This window comes from Fluctibacter halophilus, from assembly GCF_020687825.1.
In the GTDB taxonomy this organism is placed as follows: Bacteria; Pseudomonadota; Gammaproteobacteria; order Enterobacterales; family Alteromonadaceae; genus Fluctibacter; species Fluctibacter halophilus.
Map to the genome: position 1 here is coordinate 1638571 of NZ_JAJEWP010000001.1, position 21921 is coordinate 1660491.

At 53.1% G+C, this 21921-nt stretch carries 24 protein-coding genes and 1 riboswitch; of the genes, 9 read left to right on the plus strand and 15 right to left on the minus strand.

The window, feature by feature from the left end; all coding sequences use genetic code 11:
• Positions 1-8: 8 nt before the first annotated feature.
• The 6 genes from LJ739_RS07795 to LJ739_RS07820 all read right to left on the minus strand — a co-directional run bounded on the left by LJ739_RS07795 (position 9) and on the right by LJ739_RS07820 (position 3739).
• On the minus strand, positions 9-833 hold the full coding sequence (locus LJ739_RS07795; protein ID WP_229158855.1) for a hypothetical protein: 825 nt from the start codon (positions 831-833) through the stop codon (positions 9-11).
• 12 nt (positions 834-845) lie between these two features.
• Positions 846-2186, minus strand: coding sequence for a YcaO-like family protein (locus tag LJ739_RS07800; protein ID WP_229158857.1), 1341 nt, complete (start codon positions 2184-2186; stop codon positions 846-848).
• A 22-nt stretch (positions 2187-2208) separates the two neighbouring features.
• Positions 2209-2838, minus strand: a complete 630-nt coding sequence (locus tag LJ739_RS07805) for a hypothetical protein (RefSeq protein ID WP_229158859.1) — start codon at positions 2836-2838, stop codon at positions 2209-2211.
• Between the two features lie 183 nt (positions 2839-3021).
• Positions 3022-3249 (minus strand): hypothetical protein, encoded by a 228-nt coding sequence (locus LJ739_RS07810; RefSeq protein WP_229158861.1) that lies wholly within the window; start codon positions 3247-3249, stop codon positions 3022-3024.
• A gap of 12 nt (positions 3250-3261) precedes the next feature.
• Complete coding sequence (locus LJ739_RS07815) at positions 3262-3480, minus strand: hypothetical protein (RefSeq protein WP_229158863.1); 219 nt, start codon at positions 3478-3480, stop codon at positions 3262-3264.
• Positions 3481-3514: 34 nt separating this feature from the next.
• A complete protein-coding gene (locus LJ739_RS07820; RefSeq protein WP_229158865.1) occupies positions 3515-3739 on the minus strand; it encodes a hypothetical protein in 225 nt (74 codons plus the stop codon).
• A 483-nt stretch (positions 3740-4222) separates the two neighbouring features.
• On the opposite strand from LJ739_RS07820, the gene LJ739_RS07825 reads away from it, so the two are divergent.
• Positions 4223-6337, plus strand: coding sequence for a winged helix-turn-helix domain-containing protein (locus tag LJ739_RS07825; RefSeq protein WP_229158866.1), 2115 nt, complete (start codon positions 4223-4225; stop codon positions 6335-6337).
• 83 nt (positions 6338-6420) lie between these two features.
• On the opposite strand, the gene LJ739_RS07830 is transcribed toward LJ739_RS07825, so the two are convergent.
• Entirely contained in the window at positions 6421-6630 is a 210-nt protein-coding gene (locus tag LJ739_RS07830; protein WP_229158868.1) for a hypothetical protein, read from the minus strand.
• Between the two features lie 396 nt (positions 6631-7026).
• On the opposite strand from LJ739_RS07830, the gene LJ739_RS07835 reads away from it, so the two are divergent.
• The 7 genes from LJ739_RS07835 to LJ739_RS07865 all read left to right on the plus strand — a co-directional run bounded on the left by LJ739_RS07835 (position 7027) and on the right by LJ739_RS07865 (position 12072).
• Complete coding sequence (locus LJ739_RS07835) at positions 7027-7632, plus strand: DUF7010 family protein (protein WP_229158871.1); 606 nt, start codon at positions 7027-7029, stop codon at positions 7630-7632.
• On the plus strand, positions 7629-7862 hold the full coding sequence (locus tag LJ739_RS07840) for a hypothetical protein (RefSeq protein WP_229158873.1): 234 nt from the start codon (positions 7629-7631) through the stop codon (positions 7860-7862). The genes LJ739_RS07835 and LJ739_RS07840 overlap by 4 nt, the downstream gene beginning before the upstream one ends.
• Entirely contained in the window at positions 7828-8937 is a 1110-nt protein-coding gene (locus LJ739_RS07845; protein WP_229158875.1) for a sensor histidine kinase, read from the plus strand. Before LJ739_RS07840 ends, LJ739_RS07845 begins: the two co-directional genes overlap by 35 nt.
• A complete protein-coding gene (locus tag LJ739_RS07850) occupies positions 8934-9539 on the plus strand; it encodes a response regulator transcription factor (protein WP_229158877.1) in 606 nt (201 codons plus the stop codon). Before LJ739_RS07845 ends, LJ739_RS07850 begins: the two co-directional genes overlap by 4 nt.
• Positions 9540-9674: 135 nt before the next feature.
• The gene (locus tag LJ739_RS07855) at positions 9675-10478 is read left to right on the plus strand and encodes an MBL fold metallo-hydrolase (protein WP_229158879.1); all 804 of its coding nucleotides are present in this window, start codon (positions 9675-9677) and stop codon (positions 10476-10478) included.
• A gap of 14 nt (positions 10479-10492) precedes the next feature.
• Positions 10493-11392 (plus strand): RNA polymerase sigma factor, encoded by a 900-nt coding sequence (locus LJ739_RS07860; RefSeq protein ID WP_229158881.1) that lies wholly within the window; start codon positions 10493-10495, stop codon positions 11390-11392.
• Positions 11389-12072, plus strand: coding sequence for a CPBP family intramembrane glutamic endopeptidase (locus tag LJ739_RS07865; protein WP_229158884.1), 684 nt, complete (start codon positions 11389-11391; stop codon positions 12070-12072). Before LJ739_RS07860 ends, LJ739_RS07865 begins: the two co-directional genes overlap by 4 nt.
• 37 nt (positions 12073-12109) lie before the next feature.
• On the opposite strand, the gene LJ739_RS07870 is transcribed toward LJ739_RS07865, so the two are convergent.
• The gene (locus tag LJ739_RS07870; protein ID WP_229158886.1) at positions 12110-13042 is read right to left on the minus strand and encodes a LysR substrate-binding domain-containing protein; all 933 of its coding nucleotides are present in this window, start codon (positions 13040-13042) and stop codon (positions 12110-12112) included.
• Between the two features lie 134 nt (positions 13043-13176).
• On the opposite strand from LJ739_RS07870, the gene LJ739_RS07875 reads away from it, so the two are divergent.
• Positions 13177-13875: a CPBP family intramembrane glutamic endopeptidase gene (locus LJ739_RS07875; RefSeq protein WP_229158888.1), complete on the plus strand. Its 699-nt coding sequence runs from the start codon at positions 13177-13179 to the stop codon at positions 13873-13875.
• A gap of 79 nt (positions 13876-13954) precedes the next feature.
• On the opposite strand, the gene LJ739_RS07880 is transcribed toward LJ739_RS07875, so the two are convergent.
• From LJ739_RS07880 to LJ739_RS07910, 7 genes are all read right to left on the minus strand, one after another.
• Positions 13955-16054, minus strand: a complete 2100-nt coding sequence (locus LJ739_RS07880) for a fibronectin type III domain-containing protein (protein ID WP_229158891.1) — start codon at positions 16052-16054, stop codon at positions 13955-13957.
• Positions 16055-16127: 73 nt separating this feature from the next.
• A riboswitch (cyclic di-GMP riboswitch) is annotated at positions 16128-16213 on the minus strand.
• A 166-nt stretch (positions 16214-16379) separates the two neighbouring features.
• Complete coding sequence (locus LJ739_RS07885; RefSeq protein WP_229158893.1) at positions 16380-16802, minus strand: GFA family protein; 423 nt, start codon at positions 16800-16802, stop codon at positions 16380-16382.
• 10 nt (positions 16803-16812) lie between these two features.
• Entirely contained in the window at positions 16813-17640 is an 828-nt protein-coding gene (locus LJ739_RS07890; protein WP_229158895.1) for a methyltransferase family protein, read from the minus strand.
• Positions 17637-18512, minus strand: a complete 876-nt coding sequence (locus tag LJ739_RS07895; RefSeq protein WP_229158897.1) for an alpha/beta fold hydrolase — start codon at positions 18510-18512, stop codon at positions 17637-17639. Before LJ739_RS07895 ends, LJ739_RS07890 begins: the two co-directional genes overlap by 4 nt.
• Positions 18513-18620: 108 nt before the next feature.
• Positions 18621-20177, minus strand: a complete 1557-nt coding sequence (locus LJ739_RS07900; protein WP_229158903.1) for a winged helix-turn-helix domain-containing tetratricopeptide repeat protein — start codon at positions 20175-20177, stop codon at positions 18621-18623.
• 145 nt (positions 20178-20322) lie between these two features.
• Positions 20323-21069: a substrate-binding periplasmic protein gene (locus LJ739_RS07905; RefSeq protein ID WP_229158905.1), complete on the minus strand. Its 747-nt coding sequence runs from the start codon at positions 21067-21069 to the stop codon at positions 20323-20325.
• 92 nt (positions 21070-21161) lie between these two features.
• Positions 21162-21689, minus strand: a complete 528-nt coding sequence (locus tag LJ739_RS07910) for an OmpH family outer membrane protein (protein ID WP_229158907.1) — start codon at positions 21687-21689, stop codon at positions 21162-21164.
• Positions 21690-21921: the final 232 nt, after the last annotated feature.

A 21921-nucleotide genomic window follows, 5' to 3' on the forward strand; every position in this document is an offset into this window, starting at 1 on the left:
GCTCGTCCTCACTTGCTGGCGCGTTGTGCCGCCGGCGCAGAATGGCGGCGGGTGAATGCATCAAATGCCTGGCCGGTCGCCTGACTGCCAAAGTGGCAGGTGCGGCACCATTCCATTGGCGGAACAAACTCGCGATCTTCAGCCATGTACAGGGTGTCGAGGTTGACTTCACGACCCATGGCGATAGGCGGGTTTTGACCAAAAATGAACCGTGTGACTTCTTCGTACAGGTAGCTGACGGTCATTTCCTGAATGCTGGGTAGGTTGCCTTTGAATTCAAATCCGCGGTTGTTATTCAGAAAATGCTGCTTGGCCTCGATGCTGTCGTGCTGCTTGGTGTGAGACGCCAGTCGGTCAGTCAGGCACTGATAGCAAGCCGTGACGCCGGGAATGATGGTCGGCCCCAAGGTGATCTTATGGGCAAAGTTGTTAACCTGCGTCCAGGGCATTTCCAGCCGCACTGCCAGGGCATTAATGTCCAATAACAGTTGCGGAAAGCTGCGACCGGTGGCGACCACCAGAAAATCATGATGCTGCACATGGGGTGCGGCACCATAGACATCAAACACATGGGGTAGCACGCTCAGGCTCAGACTCTGGCTGTCCAGCCCTTCCAACTGCTCAATCAAGGCAATGTCAGTGTCCAGGACCGGGCACACGGTGAGGTGTCCGATGGGCAGTGACATCATCATGCCGGCAGCTTTCACGCCCACCTGCCCTGACACGATCATCATCACATTGCAATTGCGCGACAACTCGAGGTTGGCCGGGTTTTTCTGTTTCAGTTTTTCCCGCCATTGATCGCGGGCATCGATATAATTCTGTTCAATCATGGCTGCTGCTCCTTAGGCAAACGGTTGAGGCCAGGGGTTGAGTTTCTCCAGGGGCTGAACGTCAAACCCAAGGTTGGCCGGGGTGCTGTACAGCCGCGGCGTCTTGCTGTATTTCATGTTGTAATTGGTGGTCAACGGCATCAGTTGCGGGATGATCACCCGCACCACGTACAGGCCGATTTCCTGTAACTGAGGGATGGTCATGTCCGCCACGATGAGATCCAGGTTGTACCGGTGACAACGTTCAATCAGCTCCTGCAGCATGTGATGTTCGTCCCTGACATCGATACTGGCGGTATCTTCCAGCGCAATGGAGTCTGGATTTTTCATCAGAAAATCAAACACATGCTCGTTTTTCTTGTCACCGTAGAAGACCGCACCATCGGTCAGGCGGGTAAACGACGCAAAGTCGTTGGGATCAAACAATTTGGGTTTACGCACCAGGTGCTCCAGCGCGGTGCGGGAAGAACAGGCTTCGTCCATCACCCGGATCATGGCGTCTTCCATGTTGAAGCGGGTCGCCGCCATCACCAGCAGATTCAGATCGCTGTTCGGGGCTTTTTGCAGTGCATAGACCGTGGGCAGGCCATAGTCCATGGTGGCATCGTAAAAGGTTTGCTCAATGCCGGACGCCTGGATGCTGTGCAAACGTTGCCAGAATTCAGGGTTGGTACAGCCGCTGTAGTCGATTTGTTTGAGCGGCAGGCTTTGCAACCAGGTAATTGACAGCGCATCCCGCTCCATCACTTCAAGGGCGCCGGATACCACTGCTCGCTCATAGTTGCCGGCAATGGCACTGCCGGTGGAAATCGGCACGGTGAACGCCTCGGCACTGTAAGAAAAGGGCGTGCTGATGTACACGCTGGAAAACGGTACCCATACGTCCTTGCCTGCGGTCAGTGAATAGCATTTGTACCAACGCATGTTCTGATCACGGCGGGGCCGGAAATGAGAACCAGCCGGATTGGCATATTCCTCATCACTACCGATGGGAAAGCTATCCAGATCAACCGCCTTATCGCCCAGCTCATCGGCGGTGGTCACCACCACCTTGCTGCTGTCATAAGAAATGTTGCAGTAGCGCTCCAGTGCCTCACAGATGGCTTTGGCTTTGGCATACTCGCGGGTGGTTGATGAACCGGACCCGGCCATCGGCAAACCGTCCTGGTTCTGCAGTTCGATGTGCGGCAGGGCTTTATCCAAGGCACTGAGCATGGAGGTATACACCAACACTTCAGGGTTGCCTCCTTCCAGGCGGATTTCATTGGGTGGTGCGATTAATCCGGTCCGGGCACCGATCAGGTGCGCGGTCCGTTGTAAGATTTCGTCAGCTGACAAGTACCCGTTTTTCATGTGCGTGACTCCGGTCGAATGATTAGGAATAGAAGACTTCTTTCGGGGTGCGGCTCCAGCGGGAGCACACAGGACAATTGGGGTTTTTCAGGGTGTTGGACAAAGGTGCCCACTCCCCCGCAGCCAGACTGAAGCAACCACCCTGGCGCAACAGTGAATCAGGCGCCCACAAAGAAGCGATCAGGGATGCAATCTGTTGAGACTGCTGTTGTGGCGATTGCGCGGATGGCGCGGTCAACGCAAACGAAAAGCTGAAATACTGGGTTTGCGCTTTGGCACACGCCAGACAAGCAGTCTGGTTAAACAACACCAGGGGGCCAACCAAGGTGTCGTTTGCATTGGCAGTAACATGCAACAATGGCAACGTTTCGCGCTGCAGCTGTTTGTTCAGTTCCAGGCAACGGGACGAGATAAACGTGTCCGAGATAGCGATAACCAGAGGATTGTCATCGTCCTCAAGGGTGTCAGATACGCCGTCTTTGCTGGCCTGTTCGATAGTCATAGTGCGCAGTTGCACCCCGCGCGCCTTCAGCGCGTCAAGGGATGCCAGACAGGCAATGGTGTCATCGACGATAGATACGTTACCGTCGATGACGAGAATCAGTACGTTGGTTGCTGCCAGCTGCGTGTTTGTGTCGTTTACCGTTTGCATGTTGTATTCCTGCATTTGCTTGTGTTTGTTTTGTCATGAAGACAAGATCGATTTCTGCTCACCATGAGAGTGACCTCCCATCCCAAATCAAATCATTGGTGCCCTGCAGTTAGACCAATGGTGAAAGCATCGGATCGCTACATGATCCCCTGCCCAATCGACCCAGTGACTAATAGCTACCGATTACTTCAATGCTGCACTGCTGCACAGACAGCTGAAGCAGCACGCGCATGACGCACTTGAGGTACCGGCACTGGAAGCTGAACTCGAACTACTGGCAGAAGACACCGCGGCGGCGAAAGCTGACGCATTCAGACGCTCATCCAGCTCATCTGCAAACAAATCCAAATCATCTGATTTCAATTCGCCCAGGTTCGGTTGTTCAACGGCTTTTTCACTATTAGATTTCATGACGTTGACCAATTAGTTGGCAGCGATTGACGCTGAGCACAGGCAGCTGAAGCTACATGCACAGGACGCACTGGACGTTCCGCCACAAGATGCTGAACTGATACAGGTGGATGAAGACACGGTGCCCGCCACAGCGGCGGCATTCATGCGGTCATCAAGCTCATCCGCAAACAGATCCAGATCAACAGATTCCTGGGTTTGGTTCAGTTGGTTGTTTTGTTCATTTTTCATGATGTATTTCCTTCAATAATTGATTAAATGTTGTTTACTGCAGGGCTGAGGTAGCGGTACACGCACAAGCGATACAACCGAAGCTACACAGGCAACCCGAAGTACTGAATGACGTTCCTGAACCCAGCGTTGATGCACAACCGGCAACGGCGGCAGTGGCGTTGAGTTTGGGATCCAACTCTGAGGCAAACAGGTCAAGCTCATCGCTTGCTTCCAGGTTGGTATCATTTACAGACACAGTGTTGTTTTGATCTTTCATATAAATTCCTATTTCATTTACAGTGAAAGTTGATTTATAAACGTGTTTTAAAGCTGTATTTTTCCACCTCCAAATTGTGTTTACCGGTACATCAACAGGCTTCACCCGCAGGCTTTTTCGTTAGGTGAATATTTCATCCTATCGCCATTCAATTGCATCGCTATGCAATTGCTTTATCGAGTAAATCGATATCCTTTATTTGTGTGCCAGCACAACAGCGCGGGCTGACTGGGTGTTACCTGTTGCGCAACCGGAATAACAAAGTTGTATGTATCGAAAGTTGCGTTTCCTCGTAAAAGGCAGGTTCAGTAAACACCGTTTTTGACATTCAGGTATGAGGTAAAAAAGAGGCTTGCGTGAGTAAGGTGCAGGCAGATTATTAGGTTGCTCCCTCACACAAAATCTGTTTATTATTGGTGTTAGGAAAGTGTTATGTCCCTTTAAACCGTGGGCTTGAGGGGAGACATTTCAAATGAGAAAATGATGCCTGATTCAACCAGCAACAAAAGGCCAGCCATGCAGGTTGGCGATTATTTTATTTACCCGGAACTGTCCGTGTTGCAAACCGAATCCGGTGATGTCATTGAAATGGAATGCATGGCCATCGACGTGCTCAGTTACATGGCCAGTCGCTGCGGTGAAGTGATATCTATCGATGAGCTGATGGAGCAGGTCTGGACCGGTAAAATAGTCACCCATAGCACTGTCAGACGGATCATTAGTTTAATCAGAAAAGCCTTTAATGATGACGTAAAGTCGCCCAACTACATCCAGAACATCCCTAAAAGGGGATATGTTCTTATCGCGCAAGTTACCCATTTAACCGAAACCAATAGCCGCGCGAAAACCAATAAGGTAGATATACCTACCTTACATAAACATCCGTCGTCAGTATCACCACCGCCGGTGGAAGGTGAGCGTCCCCGTTGGCGTCAACAACATCTGGCCTTTGTGATCACACTGGTGGCCATCGCCTGCCTGGCGCTGCTGCTATTTACTACCCCGGTGCAATGGCAAACCGAACGGGACGTTACGCCGGTGATCAGTGTCAAAGGCGCCGAGAAGGACGTTGATTATTCCGAAACGCTGGGAAAAATGCTGTATGCCCATAAAGGCGAAGGTGATCCCTATTGGCAGCTATTCAGCTTTGACAACGCCAACAACCTGTCCCGACAGCTCACCACCGGGCCTTATGACAGCACCCGGCCGCAGTTTTCACCCGACGGCAGCAAAATTGCTTTTTTACGCGCGCAAACCAGCCAGTTTTCGATCATCGTTGCATCACTGAGCGCCGAGGGTGAGCTGACAGAGATGGACGCGGTGTACGACTCCCCGCTGCCGATTGGCAATATCATCTGGAATGAATACGGTGACAGCTTGATTTTCACCGCTACCGATGAGCGCTACATGTATTCGGTGTTCAGTCTCAACCTGAAAGACGGTTCGGTGAACCGTTTGACCCTGCCGGCCACCAACAGCGGCGGCGATTACTTGGTGGCGCTCAGCACCGACAAACAATATCTCGCCGTGGCGCGCCTGGCCGGCAATGAAACTGAAATCATCGGTTACCGTTTGGAAGGGTTTTCGCCCGCCTTTTTCAAAAAGGTTAATGCGATCGTCAAATCGTTGAGTTGGCATCAACAAGGGTTGCTTTACCTGAAAGGCAACACCATTTTCAGCATTGCCGAAGAGTATGACTGGGAAGAACGGGTCTGGCATGAAGGCAATAACCTGATCAGCCAGTTCCGCGCGGTCGGCGGACGGGTGTTTGCCATTCAGGGCGATCTGAGCAACAGTGAGATACGCCAGTTTACCAACCCCTACATGCAGCAAGACCTGAACAGCGATGATCTCACCATCAGCTCGCCACAACGGGACTTTTCCGGTGCCTATTCCCACACCAGTGAGCGCATCTACTTTTTGTCCCACCGCAGTGGCTTGCGGCAAATTTGGCAATGGGACGCTCAAACCGGCTATCAACAGTTGACCGACCTTAGCAACTACCAACAAATCGACAATCTGCAAGCCGCTTATCACGGTGAGTATCTGACCGGTACCATTGGCCGCCAACTGTTTATCCTTGATGTGCAAGACCGGAAACTAGACTACCTGTCACCGGACAACCACTATGTATCCCGTCCGGTCTGGTCGCTGGATGGCCAGTACATTTACTACATCAATCAATACTTGGGTGAACACGAACTGTGGCGAGTGAATACCCAAACGGGTCAGGTGACACGGTTGGATAAAAACATGACATCCATCCTGCCCTACAAAGGGGACGATGTGTTTATCGGTCACGACAACCAAGCGGCATTTATCTATACCCTCAGCAGCGGTGAACGGGACATGATTGACCACAACATCCCCCTGCAGATGAACGTGTCCTGGCAGCGCGTCAATCAGCATTTGTACTGGACACAACGCTCGGCCAGCGGCACCGACCTGATGCGCCTGGACTTGGCCACTCTGGACATCGAGCAACAACAAGCACCGGTGAGCGGTTTAAACCATCGCTTTTCAATAAAGCCGGATGAGTCACACATCCTGTTTAACGTCTCTTCAGCGCCACAAACCAATGTGGTAGAACTGCATTAGGTCAGCTGGAAACAGCTTATGTCTCCAACTGACCTGATGAGAGTTTCGTAGCGCTATAACGGCTTCATACAGCAATACCGGTGCTACTGGCCCTTGTCATTACCCGGACGGTCTTCAAAATCGGGGAAAATGCACTCAGGGAATGGGTGACAGATCATGGTGTGATCACGGGTCGGATCAACGGTGTTCAACGTTTCACTGTCAGACGTTTTAGCCTGAGAAAAGGACACGGAACCCGCCAGCATCATCACGCCAACCCACGCCAGTTTTTTGCTCATTTTTGTCATGTTCATCGTCATTTCTCCAGTTGTTCTTGATGGTTATCACACGATCCGATGCACAGGACAGTTAGCGCAAACAGGAGCATGTAACCGTTATTGGTGTTACCGCGCTGTTGCAGCCTTCACTGCGCTAGCGGTGATTTAAATCTGGTTCAGGCCAGGCAGAAAGTAAACGCTCGGCGAGTGAGGTCTTTGTTATATTGTTGCAGCGTGATTTTTTACCATATTTTTCATGTAGTTAACTTTAAATTTAAAAGTGTTAGGTCTGTGTGATTTGGTCAAATCACCGCAAAACAGTGGCACCTTCATGACAATTGTCATCCAAGGTCATGACGTTTGTGACTGCGATTACAATCGCTAACCCGCAATACTGCAGTCTCAATCCAACAGCACAGTGGGACTGCCCCAATGACAACAACCCCGTTATCCCTTGAACAGCAGCGCAATCAGTTCAAACAAAGCCGCTTCATCGCGATGCCGTTGGCAGGTACGCTGGTGTGGGCACTGATCGGACTCAGCGCGCCCTTTATGGATGCCATCGCCCAGACCTGGAGCTTGTATCTGGGCACGGGTGCCATCTTTTACCTTGGCGCAGGCCTGTCGTACCTGACCGGCGAGCGCTTTTTCGCCAAAGAGCGCAAAAATACCGACTTTGACAGGCTGTTTTTTGTCGGCATGATAATGTCACTGATGGTGTTTGCCATTGCCCTGCCCGTCGCCGCCATCGATCACACCACCGTCCCTCTCAGTCTGGGGATCCTGACCGGGCTGATGTGGATGCCGTTATCCTGGGCGATTGAACATTGGGTGGGTTACTTTCACACCACACTCCGCACACTGGGGATCGTCGTGGTCTGGTATGCCTTTCCCGATGCCCGTGTCGAAGCCATAAGCGCGGTCATTGTCTCGGTGTATGCGGTTTCTTTGGTGGTGTTGGAGCGCCGCTATCGCCAGGTTAATCAGGCACGCAGCGGTTCCCCCCAACAACCCATCGTCACGGCAAATCCGTCATGAACCCGGTCGCACTGGTGGCCGTTTATGTGTTGCTCAGTGAAGGGCTGTTTGCCCTGTTCCCTAACGCCATGGGGGGTGGTTATTCACCCATCGACATCGTTGCGATTGCAGGTATAGTGGTGCTGGCAGTGACTGTATGCTGGGCTTCGGTCGCGCACCGATGCTGTTTGGATTTAACAAGGATTAAGACAAGCGATGACAAACACGATGACCATCCCGTTGCTGGCTGAAGGACGCAAAAAGAAGTGGTCATACAGCTCACTGGTGTTTTCGCTGTTTTACTTCGTGCCGTTGTTTGCTGCGCCGCTACCTGACTCCGTAGCACTGCTGACAATACTGGCAGGCTACGTACTGTTCATTGCCCTGTATGTGACGAGCATCCATCAGCCATTGCAGCGCCTGCCCTATTGGGTCGTTGCATTGCTGCTGCTGGCCACCCTGAACAGTATCAACACCCACGGTGGTGCGGTGATGTTTGGCTACATCGCCTTTATCGTGGGCTACTACTACCGGGTAAGGACCGCTGTGTTATTGACCGCCCTGATGGCCGCGGTGGTGATTACCATCCAGATGACTGCCTATGCTGATCAGGTTGTCTTCGCCACCATTGCCACAGCCAATATGCTGGTGCTGATTGGCTTTGGCATGATGGAACGCAAGGAAACCCTGCACCAACTGCGCGAAGCCCGTCATGCGGCGTCGATGGGAACTCTGAGTGCCATTGCCGAGCGGGAGCGCATTGGTCGCGACCTGCACGATGTCGCTGGACATGCCCTGAGCAGCATTTCACTCAAGGCACAGTTAGCCGACAAATTGCTGGAAAAAGGCCGCATTGACGAGGCTCGTGCAGAAGCCCGTGCCCTGGCACAGTTGTCCCAGTCACTGCTCAGTGAAATCCGTCAGACCGTCAGTGGCATCAAACAACTTTCTCTGCATGAAGAGATTGAAAAAGCATTGGCCAAATTGCGTGAAAATGGTTTTGAAGTCAGCGCCGAGGTAGACCATGACGCGGTCAGTGCGCTGTCAGTGTTGCAGGAAACCCACCTGGCCCTGATCATCAAAGAAGGGGTTACCAATGTGCTGCGCCACAGTCGCGGCAAACAGGTGACCCTGACACTGCACGCCGAACACGGGCAACTTCTGCTGACAATAACCGATGATGGTAAGACCTACACGGTGCAGGAAGGGAATGGTCTGAGCGGGATCCGCGAGCGTGCGGCGCTGATCAACGCTGACATTGCATTCGACTGGGGGCAACAAACCCGACTCAATATTTCACTGCCGATGGAGCGTAGCGTTATATGACCACACTGTTGATCGTTGAAGACCAGGCCCTGGTGCGTGACGCCATTGCCGCACTGCTCGATCTGGAAGACGGCTTTACGGTGGTTGGCAAGTGTGCCAACGGCAAACAAGCATTGACCTGGTTGCGCGAACAGCCTGTACCAGACATCGTCCTGACAGACATCGAAATGCCGCAAATGTCAGGCCTGGAGCTGGTACAACACATCGCCAAGCAGGGGCTGCCCTGCATCAGCGTGTTTATGACCACCTTCGCCAAACCCGGCTACATCAAGCGCGCCATGGCCCTTGGCGCCAAAGGCTTTATCCTCAAAGAAGCCGACAGTGACTATCTGATCAGCGCCCTGCAACGTATCTCAGGCGGACAACGTGTCATCGACCCGGAGCTCGCACTGATGGCGCTGGATGACACCAACCCGTTGTCTGACAAAGAACAACAGGCTCTTAAGCTGGCCAGCGACGGACTCAAAACCAATGACATCGCACAGCAGTTGTTCTTATCCCAGGGCACGGTACGCAACTACCTGTCAGAAGCGATCAGCAAACTGGATGCCACCAACCGGGTGGATGCCGCCCGCATCGCCCGCCAGAAAGGCTGGTTGTAGCGCACCTCGAGCCGACGATTCGCTGGCGTTCACTCGGTTCACGGCATTTCAAACCGAAAAAATGTTTTCAGTCGCGATTCTTTTTTAGCCCGCAATGCGTCTTATGCATATAGACCTATGTTGCGGAGAGAATAAATGCTGACTTACCAACGGTTTTCACCGGTATTTCCCCACGGAAAGTTAACCGAAGTGTTTGATAACATTTGGTTCATTCAAGGAAGTTGGGATATGCCCGTGGTACTTAAACCACGCATATCGCGCTCAATGGTGGTGATCCGCTGTGAGGACGGGGCGTTGACCCTGATCAATAGCATGCGCCTGTCAGAGGAAGCCTTGTCCGAGTTGGAGGCACTGGGACCGATCAAGCATGTTATCCGGCTGGCCGCCATGCATGGCGCCGACGATAGATTTTACAAAGCTCGCTACAATGCCAAGGTTTATGCGCTGGCAGGCACCGGCTATCATAAGGGGCTGTCGGCGAACGTTGACGATAAAACCACTTACTTTCAGCCCGATATCTGGTTTGACGAGGACACGCCGCTACCGGTCGGGGAGGCATACACCTGGGTGATGAGAAGCAGTAAGCTTGCCGAGGCCTGTATCCTGTTAAAGCGAGACCGTGGCATTTTATTGTCCGGAGATATGCTGCATAACACCCCCCAACCTGATGCTTTCACCAATCTGCGGGCAAGGCTGATGATGCGGGTATGTGGCCTGACAAAAGCCTGTAATGTTGGGGTCGGATGGTGGATGATGAATCAACCCAGTGGTGATGAACTACGAGCCATCCTGTCACTACCATTCCAACACGTATTGCCCGTCCATGGTGAACCGGTCATCGGTAATGCAAAAGCGCGCTATCGTGATGCCATTGAAACCTATGCAGCAAAGGCGGACGCCAAAAATTGGCATTCCCCGCTCAAATCGCCAACCTGCTGAACAAGGAGATAAGGGTGAAAAACCTTAAACAACCCAACACCATTCGCCATGAGCAGGACTTTGTCGATCTGTTGGCAGAAGTTAGGCCCACGCTTCATCGCTATTGCACCCGACTAACCGGCTCGGTTTTTGATGGTGAAGACTTGGTACAGCAGGTCCTCACCAAAGCATTTGACCGTCTGCATGACAGTCTGCCAATCACAAACCCGCAAAGCTGGCTGTTTACAATTGCCCATAACAGCCTGATTGATCAACACCGTGCCAGACAAGCCCGTCCGGAAGGGCATCTCGCCGAAGCGCAAAACATGCCTGAAACGCCTTTGCAGCAAGGGCTCGATGATCTGGATTGGCTGATGTCACTGCCGCCTATGCAACGCAGTGTGCTGGTACTCAACAATGGTTTTGGTTACAGCGCAAAACAATGCGCCGAGCTGTGTCACACAACAGAAGTCGCCATAAAGTCCGCTCTCGCTCGGGCCAGACAGCACCTCAAGGCTTACCAACCCGCAAGTAAAGCCCCTGCGCTGTCATCCGCTGACGATGTGCGACTGCGTTTGTATACCGACCTTTTCAATCAACGTGAGTTTGACGCCCTGTTGGCGCTGACGCTGGACGAAGTCAAACTGGATATGGTGGCCAAAGCCCAGATGTCAGGCCGAGAAGACATTCGTTTCTATTTTAACAACTACAACGGCCTGGACACCTGGCACGCTGAACCCGGCAGAGTGAATGGACAACCGGCCATGCTGATGTTTGAACCACAGGTAAGCCGGACACAGCCCCAATACGTGGTGTTGGTTGAACACGAAGGGGAAGCGCTGAAACGCATACAGGACTTCCGTTATGCTCGCTACGTAATGGATTCCGCTGACTGGCAACCGTTGAATGCACTCACACAGGAGTCCCTGACATGACCAACGTCTCTTCACCCCGCCTTCAGATGGCTGCGGAAGTCGGCCTTGTGCTGTGCGCATTTTTTGGCACTCGATTTGCCCTGCGCCTGTTGGATATAAGTTACAGCGGTCCGATCGGTACCGTTGTTGCACTGGGCGCCATTTACTTGCTGTATCGCTATCGTACAGGACTGTTTAGCCCCATTGGCCTGAGAACACACCCAGGGGCAGGCCCTGCGGCTTTGAGCATTGTGCTCACCGTCGCCGTGACAATCCTGCTGGCAACGGTGATATTGCCTTACCTAAAAACCCTCACAGGATATGTGCCCTCCGATGCGCCTGGTCGGTTTGACTACATCAAAGGCAACGCTACGGCTTTGGTCCTCAGTGTGGTGGGCATCGCCTGGTTTGCCGCCGCATTTGGCGAAGAAGTGCTTTTCCGCGGCTTTCTGATGACCCGGTTAGCTGTCCTTCTGGGCGACTCCTTTACTGCCAGAAGTGTAGCTGTGGCAGGACAGGCACTGTTGTTCGCTATGCTACACGGTTCGGTGTTGGCCAATCAGTTGTTTGCAGGCCTGATCGCCCTCGCCTACGGCATCATTTACTTTACTCTGGCGAAACGTTCTTTGTGGCCATTGATCGTCGCTCATGCCATTCCGGATACGATTTCGTTTATCCAGATGTACGCTGCCCAGCGCTAACGGATTACGAAACTGACCGGCACTCAGATGACATAGATCAGACAACCAAGGCCTGGTGAACATGCTGCATCGTCTTGCGTAGCTCGGTGGTCACCCAGTGGCGCAAATTACAGATATCCGGCCGCTGGGCTTTTTCTTCGGGGCAGACAAAGTAGTAGCCGTATTTCATTTTTACCGCCCGACCCACTTGTTTGAACAGCTGCATATTGAGCATATCCAGCTCCACCAGACTTGCGCGGGCAATGGCAATACCCTGCCCGGCCGCTGTGGCCTGAAGGGTAATGTCTGAACGACTGAAGCCCTGATCTGCACGTCCGTCAGGCACCGCCAGCCCCTGAGTGCGCAGCCAGCCTCGCCAGGAACTCTCATCATTGCCCTGCTCTGTGACCAGATCCAGTAACCACGGATACTGCTGCAAGCGCTCTGGGTGGGCAATGATGTCTCGATCGGTCACCAGTGCATTGCTGGCAACAGGAAACACCCACTCATCACAAATGTACGTCATGTGCAGGCCAGGCACCTCGGTATCGGTCAGGCGAATCGCGGTATCGATGCCCTCGTAACGCAGATCGAGAATATTGTCATCCGTAAGCACCGACAGTGGTTGATCGGGATAGGCCTGATTGTAGTCACCGAGCTTTGGCAGCAACCATTTGGTTGCCAGCGAGGAGATAGTCGTCACGCTCAGCGGGCTGTCGACGGAGGCGCTGAGACGTTCAAAGGCACTGGCAATCTCGGCCAGGTTCAGGCGCGTATGATGATACAGCTTTTCGCCCAATGGCGTGATCTTCAGGTGCCGGGTGGAGCGTTCAATCAGGGTAACACCGGCAATCCCCTCAAGCTGCTTAATGCGGTGACTCACCGCACTTTGGGTCAGATTCAGATGTAATGCAGCACGGCTGAAACTGCCTTTGTCGACGACGGCGTGAAAAACCTGCAAGCAGGTTAAGGTTGCTGGGTGCAGTGACAAATTCGCTCCATTTATCTCATTTACTAATAACTAGATAAAATATTATCACTTGTTTTGCGTCTTGTACGCGGTAATTTATCGCCATTATTTTTGACTGGCGATGCGCCTGCCAACAACCAGAAAAAGGGATAGTAATGAGGTTTACCCTGAAGCAACAGACTGTATTTGAAATCACCATTGTGCTGGGTGTGATGCTACTGGTGAAAGACGTCAGTGATCGACTCGCGCTCATTGGCGCGGGCTCCATCGCCATGTGGTGTGGCATCATTGTGGCCACGCTATTTATGAGAAAACACAATATAACCTGGCGCCAGCGCGGTCTTGCCCTGCCCGAGAACAAACGCGCCTGGCTGAAAGCCTTTGGCTACGCGCTGGTGATCATCGTCGCCTCACTGGTATTTATGGGCGGCATCTTGCCACTGATCACCAATGCACTGGGACTGACCATCCCGGAAAGCTCCACAGACCGGTTTGAATTTTTCCTCGGCAACGTCTGGCTGTTTTTGGCTTACCTTGTGGTTGTGATTTGGCTCGGTGCAGCCCTCGGTGAAGAACTGTTGATGCGCGGCTTTTTACTTAACAGCCTGCTCACCCTGTTCGGCGACAACAAAGCGGGTATTGCTGCCGCCATTACTGTGCATGCGCTAATCTTCGGCCTGCTGCATATATCCCAGGGTATTCCAGGCATTATCGGCACCGGTGTCGTGGCGGTTATTCTGGGGTCAGTGTACCTGTACACCAAGCGCCAGCTTTTCCCATTGATCCTCGCCCATGGTTTGATCAACTCCATCAGCCTGACAGCCTATTTTGTGACTGACGGAAAGCTAACCTGAAGTGACAAAACCCCGTTTGCATGATTCACTGCACTAAAAAAGGCCCTGTTCAGGGCCTTTTTTGATCGTGAGGCGATATCTAGCCTGCACACTTCTTGCCACGACAAGGCTTGTCGTTCCCACCACCATCGGCGGCGGTGACCGTCACTTGTTGCCACGGCGTCCAGGCTGAGCCGCCTGAGGTGTTGACCGCCCGCACGCGGTAGCGGAAGGAGCCTTCGCCACTCAAATCCACATAGCTTTGGGTTTCCGCATCCAATACAGCAACCACTTGCAGCGACTGCCAGCGGCCATTTTTATGCTGCTTTTCCCGCTCAACTTCAAAGCCGGTTTCATTGTCACTGGCATCCGTCCAGCTTAGACTCGCGGTGCCGTCCTGACCATCAACGACTTGTAGGTTTTGCGGTGCCGCAGGTGGTGTGACCGGGGGCGGCGCAGCGTCGGTGGTGGCGCAGGCCGCAGCCGATGCAACCGTGACATTGCCACTGATATCCCGTGCGCTCACCGCATAGCAGTACTCAGTTTGCGGCTGTAAATTGCTGGCCGTGTAGGTGGCACTGGACTGCCAGGAGCTGTCAACACATCCTTGGCCATCAGCACTACAGCTGAAATGGTAGCTGACCGTACCGCCCTGATCATCCACCGCGGTTACCGCCGTCATGGTGATGTCATAGGGGCCTGTGGCGACCGGCAACTGGGCGAAGCTCATGGGGTTCGGATCCGGCGGCGTGGTGTCGGCCACACCAACGGTCACCTGGCCATTCAGGTAGTAGTGGCCCTGACTACCGTAATCAGAGGCATAGATACCCTCACTGCCGAACACCTCCAGCACATACAGCCCCTGTGCCAGCGTGGTACTCAATACGACATTGGTTTCGTAATCATCGGTAGCCTCGGCGATCAGGGCGCCGCTGGCATCGTACAGACGCAAACCAATATCCAGATTGGCACCACGACGGGTGCTGCGGGTAAAGGCATCCCACGCCGGTGTGGCGCGAAATTCCGCCGGGCCACTGCCGGCACTGAACTGGAACCAGTCACTGTCACTGATCTGTACAGTGCCTTTGTTGTCTGTCAGTGTATTGCCCGGATCCAGCTCACGGTTTGACGCGCTGAACTGACCGTTTGCATCCAGCACCAGTGCCACCGGCGTAGCGCTTGTTCCTTCACTGTCGGCGCTATCGCCCAGCTTGCCGGTGATAATGGCAATATCATCCTGGAGCTGGTTGGCATCGGGATATTCGCCGCGGCTCCATTGGGTGACGTTTTTCGCGTAACCGACACCCATGATCGGTGCCCAGCTGGACGGCTCATTGTCGGCGCCCAAACCGCGGAAATAACTCACCGTAGAGGTACCGTCGTGACTCAGACCAAAGTTGTGGCCCATTTCATGGGAGCCCGCTTCAGCCATGTAAGTTGATGCGCCACTGCCAAGGCGGTTGTAGTACACCAACGCGGGTTGATAATAGGTATAGTTGCTACGCCCCCAGACACCCACATAGGCCACACCACCCGCGCCCTGGCTGGGCATGGCGTTACCGTTGGCATCGGTGTCTTTGGTAAACAACAGCCAGCCGGTGTTCGGCCCGAAGCTGCTCGGCGCCTCGGTGGTCACGTTAACGTCAAAGGCAGCAAAATCATCGGCAATACGGGTCCAGATTTCATGAATACGCGCACGTTCAGTGGCATTAAAGTCAAAGGGATTACCGTCCAGATCATAGGGCTCGGCATCATAGCTGGCACCGCCACCCCAGGCCCGTTGGCTAATAAGGCCGCCGTTAAAATCGAGGAAAATGGTGTTGGATGAACCGGGATTGCTGTGCAAGCGGAATACATCCACCGGCGGCAGTGTGGCCTCGGCAGTATCCGCGCTGGCATCGATGGGCTCCACCAACCCTTCTTCGATGTAGAACAGCTCACCGCTGTCATCCACATCCATCAGCAACAGGTCGATGGCAGGGATCCCCAACGACGACAGCTTGGACAATACGTGTTCCTGAATGCGCGGCGGCAATTTGCTCAGGTTTTGCTTCAGTCGCCCTTCGGGCATGTTTTCCAGTGCCTGAGGCGGCAGGCTGGCAGGTGCGCCATTGCCCTGGTTGGCGAATACAAGGTTGCTGGCAGAGACGCCCATACAACCCACAAGCAGTGCCAATCTGGCGTGTTTAAACGATTTCATTCAGTGCTCCAAATTAATACAGCAAGGTCATTTGGAACGGAACGACAGTCAGCCATGCCCTCAAGACAGGCTTCCCGGCAATCCCGCTATCATAGCGCCAAGCGCCTTAGACCGGTGACTTTGCGCCCCACCCTTTCGAATGGTTTGCCAATACCACGTTGTGTGATGGCTAAAGCCTAACAGAGGAAAAACCGTTGTCGGGTATGTGTGGGTTGAGGTTTGTGTGCGGGGCAATACCTAGTTGCAAAACGGCGACACTTTTTACCTTGCGAGTCAAAAGTGTGAGACAGCCTTGCAGAAAAGACTGTCTCACATTGTCCACTGATTACGACGGCGACTGTTGCGCCATGTGATGCCAGTGGTCCGGATGCTGAACCCAGCGGTACTTAGACCGGTTCCACACACTCATGGTCGGCTCAGGAAACTCCGGATCGCTGAAACAGCCCATACCTATGCCGGTCATGCCGGCGAAGATCTGTGGTTTCATCATCACCGTGGCACCGCAACTGGGACAAAAGTACAGGGTATTCTGGTTGCCATTGCTGACCTCAAACTGATACGTGTGGCTGGTGCCGCTGATGTCCACGACCTGCGGATCGCTGAAATAGGTAATGGCCCCAAACGGCGTTCCACTTCTACGCTGACAGTTTTTACAATTACACACCAGAGATACCGCAGGATCGCCCGCAACGGTGACCCGTAGCTGACCACACAGACAGCGGGCTTCTCGTTGGATCGGTGTTTTCATGGTCATTCTCCTAGTGTTGGTCAAAGCGCGACTTGGCGGGAGATGCGCTGATGATATCAGGCGCCACGTGACGACGAGGACGCAGGATGTTGAGCGGCACAAGCTTGGAAACCCGGGCCTGATACTCTCGGTAGGTATCGCCAAATTGTCGGATCAGATCCCGCTCCTCGAAATAAATACCGATGAACACATATACCGTCCAGATAGCCGCCAATAGCAGGTGTCCTGTGGTCATGTGTGGTGTTGACCACATCACCATCAATACCCCCACATACATCGGGTGACGGGAATATTTGTACAGAGCAGGCGTAGAAAATTGATCGTCGCTTGCCTGCAGCCCTCTGAATTCAAACCAGGCTTGCTGCAGGCCAAACAAACGCCAATGACTGATCATAAAGGTTGCCCACAATACCAATCCGCCGCCGACAAGAAACGACACCACCATTGCCACTTTCGCAACACCGTCGACGGACCAGATCACGCCTGGCTGTGGCTGCCAACCAATGTACATCCAGCACAATATGAGACAGGTACCCAGCACAAACGTACTACGCTCTGCACTGGCCGGGATCACACGCATCAGCAACTGTTTGATCCCCAACCGCGCCATCACACTGTGATGCACGGAGAAGGCCAGCAGCAAGATAACATTGCTTAGCCAAGGCGCTACAGCCGGAACCGAGAACACAACCGCGCCGTCGTCCACGGTTTTGAACTGGCTCAGCAACGGCACCCACTCTGCGAGAAATCCCGCGCCCAGAAACAACACCAGGTAGGTAAAGGTTGCCAGGAAAAACAGATAGGTAGCAACGCTGTACCCAAGTTTAAAGAACTTCATGATGATCTCCTCAAGTCATGGTTAATGTGGCCACCTTGAACGACAGCCTTGATATGACGCACCGGATTGCCGTGCTCTCGCGCCATTTGTTCAATTTGCGCAAACATTCGCGACTGCACGTCTATCGGGTGAGTAACCGGCCCCATGTGCCCTACCCCGTCGATGACGTTGACTCGCGCCTGAGCAAACTGCAGTGCAACAACCTCAGTCATGCGCCTGGCATGGGCGTTGGTGTGTTGCCCCACCAACAGCGAAAATGGGCCGGTATACCGCACCGTACTCAGCAGCCCTTCGGGCTGGTTGTAATAAGCCTCAATAAAATCCTGATAAACAACCGGCGCGTAGCGCGCCAGTGAGACACGCACCCGCTGTGGCAGTTGCTGCCAGACGTCAGCTCCGTGCCAGAAATTCACAAAAGTTTCCATGCCCACCTCTGCGTGGGTTTCTTTTACCAACGCTGCCAGGGCAAGCAGATCTGCGAGCAACTCCAGATCATGTGCTTCCCCCTTGTCTTTCAGTAACACTGGGGTGACCGGTTCGAACAAGGTGACACTGTTGATCCGCTCGGGGATGACGCGCAGAATTTCCAGCGCGACTGATGCGCCGAAGGAGTGCGCGAGTAAATGCACCTGCCCGGCCAGGGAATCAATGGTTTCCAGGACCGGCACAGCCCGCTGGCTGAGTGTTGATTCATAGTCAATGCGTTGCGTGTCTTGCTCGCCATAACCTTGCAGGGTCGGTGCAACGACGCGGCGTTTGCCGCCGGCCAACTGACTCAACGGCGCCCAGATTCCCCCATTACTGGCCGAACCGTGGATTGCGACAACCGGGCTGGCTGCGCAATGGGGCGGAACGATAGGTGAAGTTTGCATATCAATGTTCCCTGTCGGGCTTGCTTCGATACGCTAATTATTCCAACTGAGCGCGGGTTTTCTTGCAGAAAGTCTGGGGAATTATGTAGAAATTTGGGGAAAAACGGGTTACAGGCTCAGCCGTGAAAAAGAAGATTGCAACAAGGTGCGGATTTTGCCAGCGCCAAAGGGCAGTGCCTTAAAAAAATAGCCACTGTCGATGTGCGGATGACGTTGCCGGGCCCGTGCAACCCACTTGGTTGCAGACGCCATGTCCTTGTTCATTTCAAACAGTGCGGCAGCCAACAAGTCCATCACCGCAATGGCTTCCGGTTGCAAAGCGGCTTTTTCGGCCCAGAAACAGGCATTTTCAATATCCTCGTCGGCCAAATAGGAAAACGCGCGTATACCGTAAAACCCGTACAAAAACGGATCGATGGGACTTAGCGACACGGCCTGGGCTGAATGATCATAGGAGCGTTGTTCGCTGCGAGTCATTAGGGTTGCCAAACCACAGGCATAGTATCCGTGGGCGTAATTGGGGTTCAGGGTCGTCGCCCGCTCCAGCCAGGCAATGCTGTTGTCGGTCTCCCCCTTCAGCCAATAGGTGCGCCCCATGACAAAATTGGCCAAGGGATCCAACCGATCCAATTCAATACTCTTCTGGGCACTGTCAATGGACGCGTTCATCGACGCCTGCCGGTCGACCCCAGCGTACTGGTTAAAGGCGTTCTGAAACTCGGCGGCTGACAGCCCGGCATGGGCCCTGGCAAATCGGGGTTCCAGTTGTACCGCCCGTTTAAACAACGCGGTGGCTTTTTGATTGTCGAGTGGCGTGAAACGATATAAGTGCATGGTTGCCAGGTGGTAGGCCTCCCAGGCATCCAGGTTTTCAACCGCTTTGAGCTGAGCCAGATGGGCCTCATTGTCTGAGATTTGCAGCTCAAGGACACCGATGAGGGTTTTGGTCAGCTCGTTACGGGACTGGTTGATATCGTCCCGCCCGACCGTGGTGCCATCGGCATACAGTACTGCCCCTGTCTGGGTATCAGTCAACTCATAATGCAGTGTCATCGTGGTTGCGGTCAGGGTGATAAAACCGGACAGGCAATAGCGTACATCGGTCAACTTGCACAGATCATTGAGGCTTGTGTGGCCCTGGGCAACCAGAAATGCACTGGAACGGGAGATCACTTTTAACCAGCGCAGCCGCGACAAACCGGTGATCAGATCATGGGCCAGACCTTGGGGCAAAATTGATGGTTCACTGTTGGCGGACAACGCAAACGGCAGCACAATGATTGACGGGCGTTGATCATCACTGCCCAGCTTCACGGCGCTATCCATATTGGGGGCAGCAATTTGCGTGCTGGTCGGTTGTGCATCGATGTGGCCGACGAACCTGAAGCCAATGCCATGTACCGTTTTGATCAACCGCTGACGTTTTCCATCATCGCCCACCGCCTGACGGGCACTTTTGATGCGACTGGAAATAGCCGCATCCGACATCACCCTGCCGTTCCAAACACCGTCAACAAGATCCTGTTTGGTCACCACTTTGTGACGGTTCTCGATCAGGGTATGCAACACCGCAAACACCTGCCGCTCAACCTTGATTGGAATGCCGTTTTTACACAGCTGGTAATTGTCGGTGTCGAGCCGGTATTGCTCAAAAGTCACGATCATAAGTATGCGTAGCCGCAATGTTAGTGAAAATCACTGTCTGATGATTATCCAGACTTATTGAGCCTAATCAGCATTGAAGAAAAATACAACAGCCACAAGGTTTTACGTCAGGGACACGAGCGCTAGTGCCCGTCAATACAGGGAGCTAGTCATCGCGGCAGGAAGCCATTTCGCAACGGGACTCAGTCAGGGCTTGTACAAAATAGGCTAGCTGGTGCTGCTCGGCGTAATCATTAAACGCGTGCATCAACAAATCAAAATGCTTCGAGCCTTTGGCAATCGCAAAATACGCATTGACGTCATGCAACTTGCTGGCGGTTATCTCCGCAGGAAACACGATGCCGTTTTGTTGTTTAATGTGCAGCACATTCGACTGGTAGGAAATCAGCGCATCGCTGCGCCCTTTCATGAACAACTGAAGGGCAGCCTCGGCGGTGGGCAAATCGATAAATCGGTAGTTTTGCTCTATCAGTTGGTTCCGCGTGCCGTCGTAATCAAATCCCCGGATTGCGGCAATGGTGGTGACCTCTTTGACATTACCGTGACGATAGAGGTTGATCACCAGTTGCTTGAGCGGCGGCTCAACAAATGCTACATGTGGCTTGAGTGCTCTGGTGTGTTTAACATTGACGGTAAAATCGACCTCGGCATGTTCTACCAGACGGTACATTCGTATCGGTAACGCACACACCACTTCAAGCTTGATGTTGTAATCGGAGAGTACCTTGCGCGCAACGTCGATGTTCTCGCCCACGCACTGCCCGGTGCTCTTATTGATGTAAGCACTTGGAGGAAACAGTGATGCGCCCAGTGTCACCGTTTGTTGCTCGGCAAACGCCTGCGACATCATTGACAGCAAACAAACACACACAATACTCAAACGCTTTTTCATCGGCTATGGCGGTAAACAAAAAGATCAGGGTTATTAGCTATAGTTGAACACGGCGGTTTTGGTTCAATTTTCACGGGGCATACCGGTAAAAACTACTCTTCTGGCGGATCAATACCCAGCTTTGCCATTACGAGGTCAGTGATATTCGATCGCTCTTCCGCAAAAAGCAGGACATCCAACCCTGCCGCCCCAGAGCTGAACACAAATTGGAATCCGTGCGCTTCGGCAACATCCCGAATCGCCTCTCCAACTTTTTCTACGGCAGGTGCAAGGAGCTGATTACGCTTTTTCAATAGTGCGGCCTCGGCTTCAACTTTAAATGTCTGAATATTCTCCTGAAGACTTTGCAACTCACGCTCTTTGTCAGCCCTTGCAGCCTCATTCATGGATGCGGCATTATTTTTAAAATCTGCGGCCTTGGCTTGAAACGCTTCGTATTTGTACTGGAGCTGCCTCTGCAGCTGCCCTTCATATTCCTTGAGTTGAGATTCTATCACCCTGGCTTCAGGCAAACGCGAGAGAATGTATTCCGCGTTGGTGTAGCCAATCTTGAGGTTGTGGGCGTGGAGGGTAAAAGAGAACACGATGGTCAACAGCGCGAGTGCACGATTTTTATTCACTTTTCTAATTTCCCTACTGAATTGTCGGGCCTGACTGACACAGGCTTTAACCACACTATAGACCGATTATCAGAAAAGGATTTGCAATAGGGCCGAAAAGTTTTGCGCGGCAGCCCACCTGAGTCAGAACGCCCGCGTATTTATGACCGGCTATTCTCCCGTTTCTCTTGGCAATTCGTACACAGCAGGCAACAAAAAGGTTAACGTTGAACGGATGACATTCTCAGAACCA

What these genes read in the sequence shown, in the direction of transcription:
- LJ739_RS07795 (WP_229158855.1), bottom strand. Translation starts at nt 833, where the DNA reads ATGATTGAACAGAATTATATCGATGCCCGCGATCAATGGCGGGAAAAA.
- LJ739_RS07800 (WP_229158857.1), bottom strand. Translation starts at nt 2,186, where the DNA reads ATGAAAAACGGGTACTTGTCAGCTGACGAAATCTTACAACGGACCGCG.
- LJ739_RS07805 (WP_229158859.1), bottom strand. Translation starts at nt 2,838, where the DNA reads ATGCAAACGGTAAACGACACAAACACGCAGCTGGCAGCAACCAACGTA.
- LJ739_RS07810 (WP_229158861.1), bottom strand. Translation starts at nt 3,249, where the DNA reads ATGAAATCTAATAGTGAAAAAGCCGTTGAACAACCGAACCTGGGCGAA.
- LJ739_RS07815 (WP_229158863.1), bottom strand. Translation starts at nt 3,480, where the DNA reads ATGAAAAATGAACAAAACAACCAACTGAACCAAACCCAGGAATCTGTT.
- LJ739_RS07820 (WP_229158865.1), bottom strand. Translation starts at nt 3,739, where the DNA reads ATGAAAGATCAAAACAACACTGTGTCTGTAAATGATACCAACCTGGAA.
- LJ739_RS07825 (WP_229158866.1), top strand. Translation starts at nt 4,223, where the DNA reads ATGCCTGATTCAACCAGCAACAAAAGGCCAGCCATGCAGGTTGGCGAT.
- LJ739_RS07830 (WP_229158868.1), bottom strand. Translation starts at nt 6,630, where the DNA reads ATGAACATGACAAAAATGAGCAAAAAACTGGCGTGGGTTGGCGTGATG.
- LJ739_RS07835 (WP_229158871.1), top strand. Translation starts at nt 7,027, where the DNA reads ATGACAACAACCCCGTTATCCCTTGAACAGCAGCGCAATCAGTTCAAA.
- LJ739_RS07840 (WP_229158873.1), top strand. Translation starts at nt 7,629, where the DNA reads ATGAACCCGGTCGCACTGGTGGCCGTTTATGTGTTGCTCAGTGAAGGG.
- LJ739_RS07845 (WP_229158875.1), top strand. Translation starts at nt 7,828, where the DNA reads ATGACAAACACGATGACCATCCCGTTGCTGGCTGAAGGACGCAAAAAG.
- LJ739_RS07850 (WP_229158877.1), top strand. Translation starts at nt 8,934, where the DNA reads ATGACCACACTGTTGATCGTTGAAGACCAGGCCCTGGTGCGTGACGCC.
- LJ739_RS07855 (WP_229158879.1), top strand. Translation starts at nt 9,675, where the DNA reads ATGCTGACTTACCAACGGTTTTCACCGGTATTTCCCCACGGAAAGTTA.
- LJ739_RS07865 (WP_229158884.1), top strand. Translation starts at nt 11,389, where the DNA reads ATGACCAACGTCTCTTCACCCCGCCTTCAGATGGCTGCGGAAGTCGGC.
- LJ739_RS07875 (WP_229158888.1), top strand. Translation starts at nt 13,177, where the DNA reads ATGAGGTTTACCCTGAAGCAACAGACTGTATTTGAAATCACCATTGTG.
- LJ739_RS07880 (WP_229158891.1), bottom strand. Translation starts at nt 16,054, where the DNA reads ATGAAATCGTTTAAACACGCCAGATTGGCACTGCTTGTGGGTTGTATG.
- LJ739_RS07885 (WP_229158893.1), bottom strand. Translation starts at nt 16,802, where the DNA reads ATGAAAACACCGATCCAACGAGAAGCCCGCTGTCTGTGTGGTCAGCTA.
- LJ739_RS07890 (WP_229158895.1), bottom strand. Translation starts at nt 17,640, where the DNA reads ATGAAGTTCTTTAAACTTGGGTACAGCGTTGCTACCTATCTGTTTTTC.
- LJ739_RS07895 (WP_229158897.1), bottom strand. Translation starts at nt 18,512, where the DNA reads ATGCAAACTTCACCTATCGTTCCGCCCCATTGCGCAGCCAGCCCGGTT.
- LJ739_RS07900 (WP_229158903.1), bottom strand. Translation starts at nt 20,177, where the DNA reads ATGATCGTGACTTTTGAGCAATACCGGCTCGACACCGACAATTACCAG.
- LJ739_RS07905 (WP_229158905.1), bottom strand. Translation starts at nt 21,069, where the DNA reads ATGAAAAAGCGTTTGAGTATTGTGTGTGTTTGTTTGCTGTCAATGATG.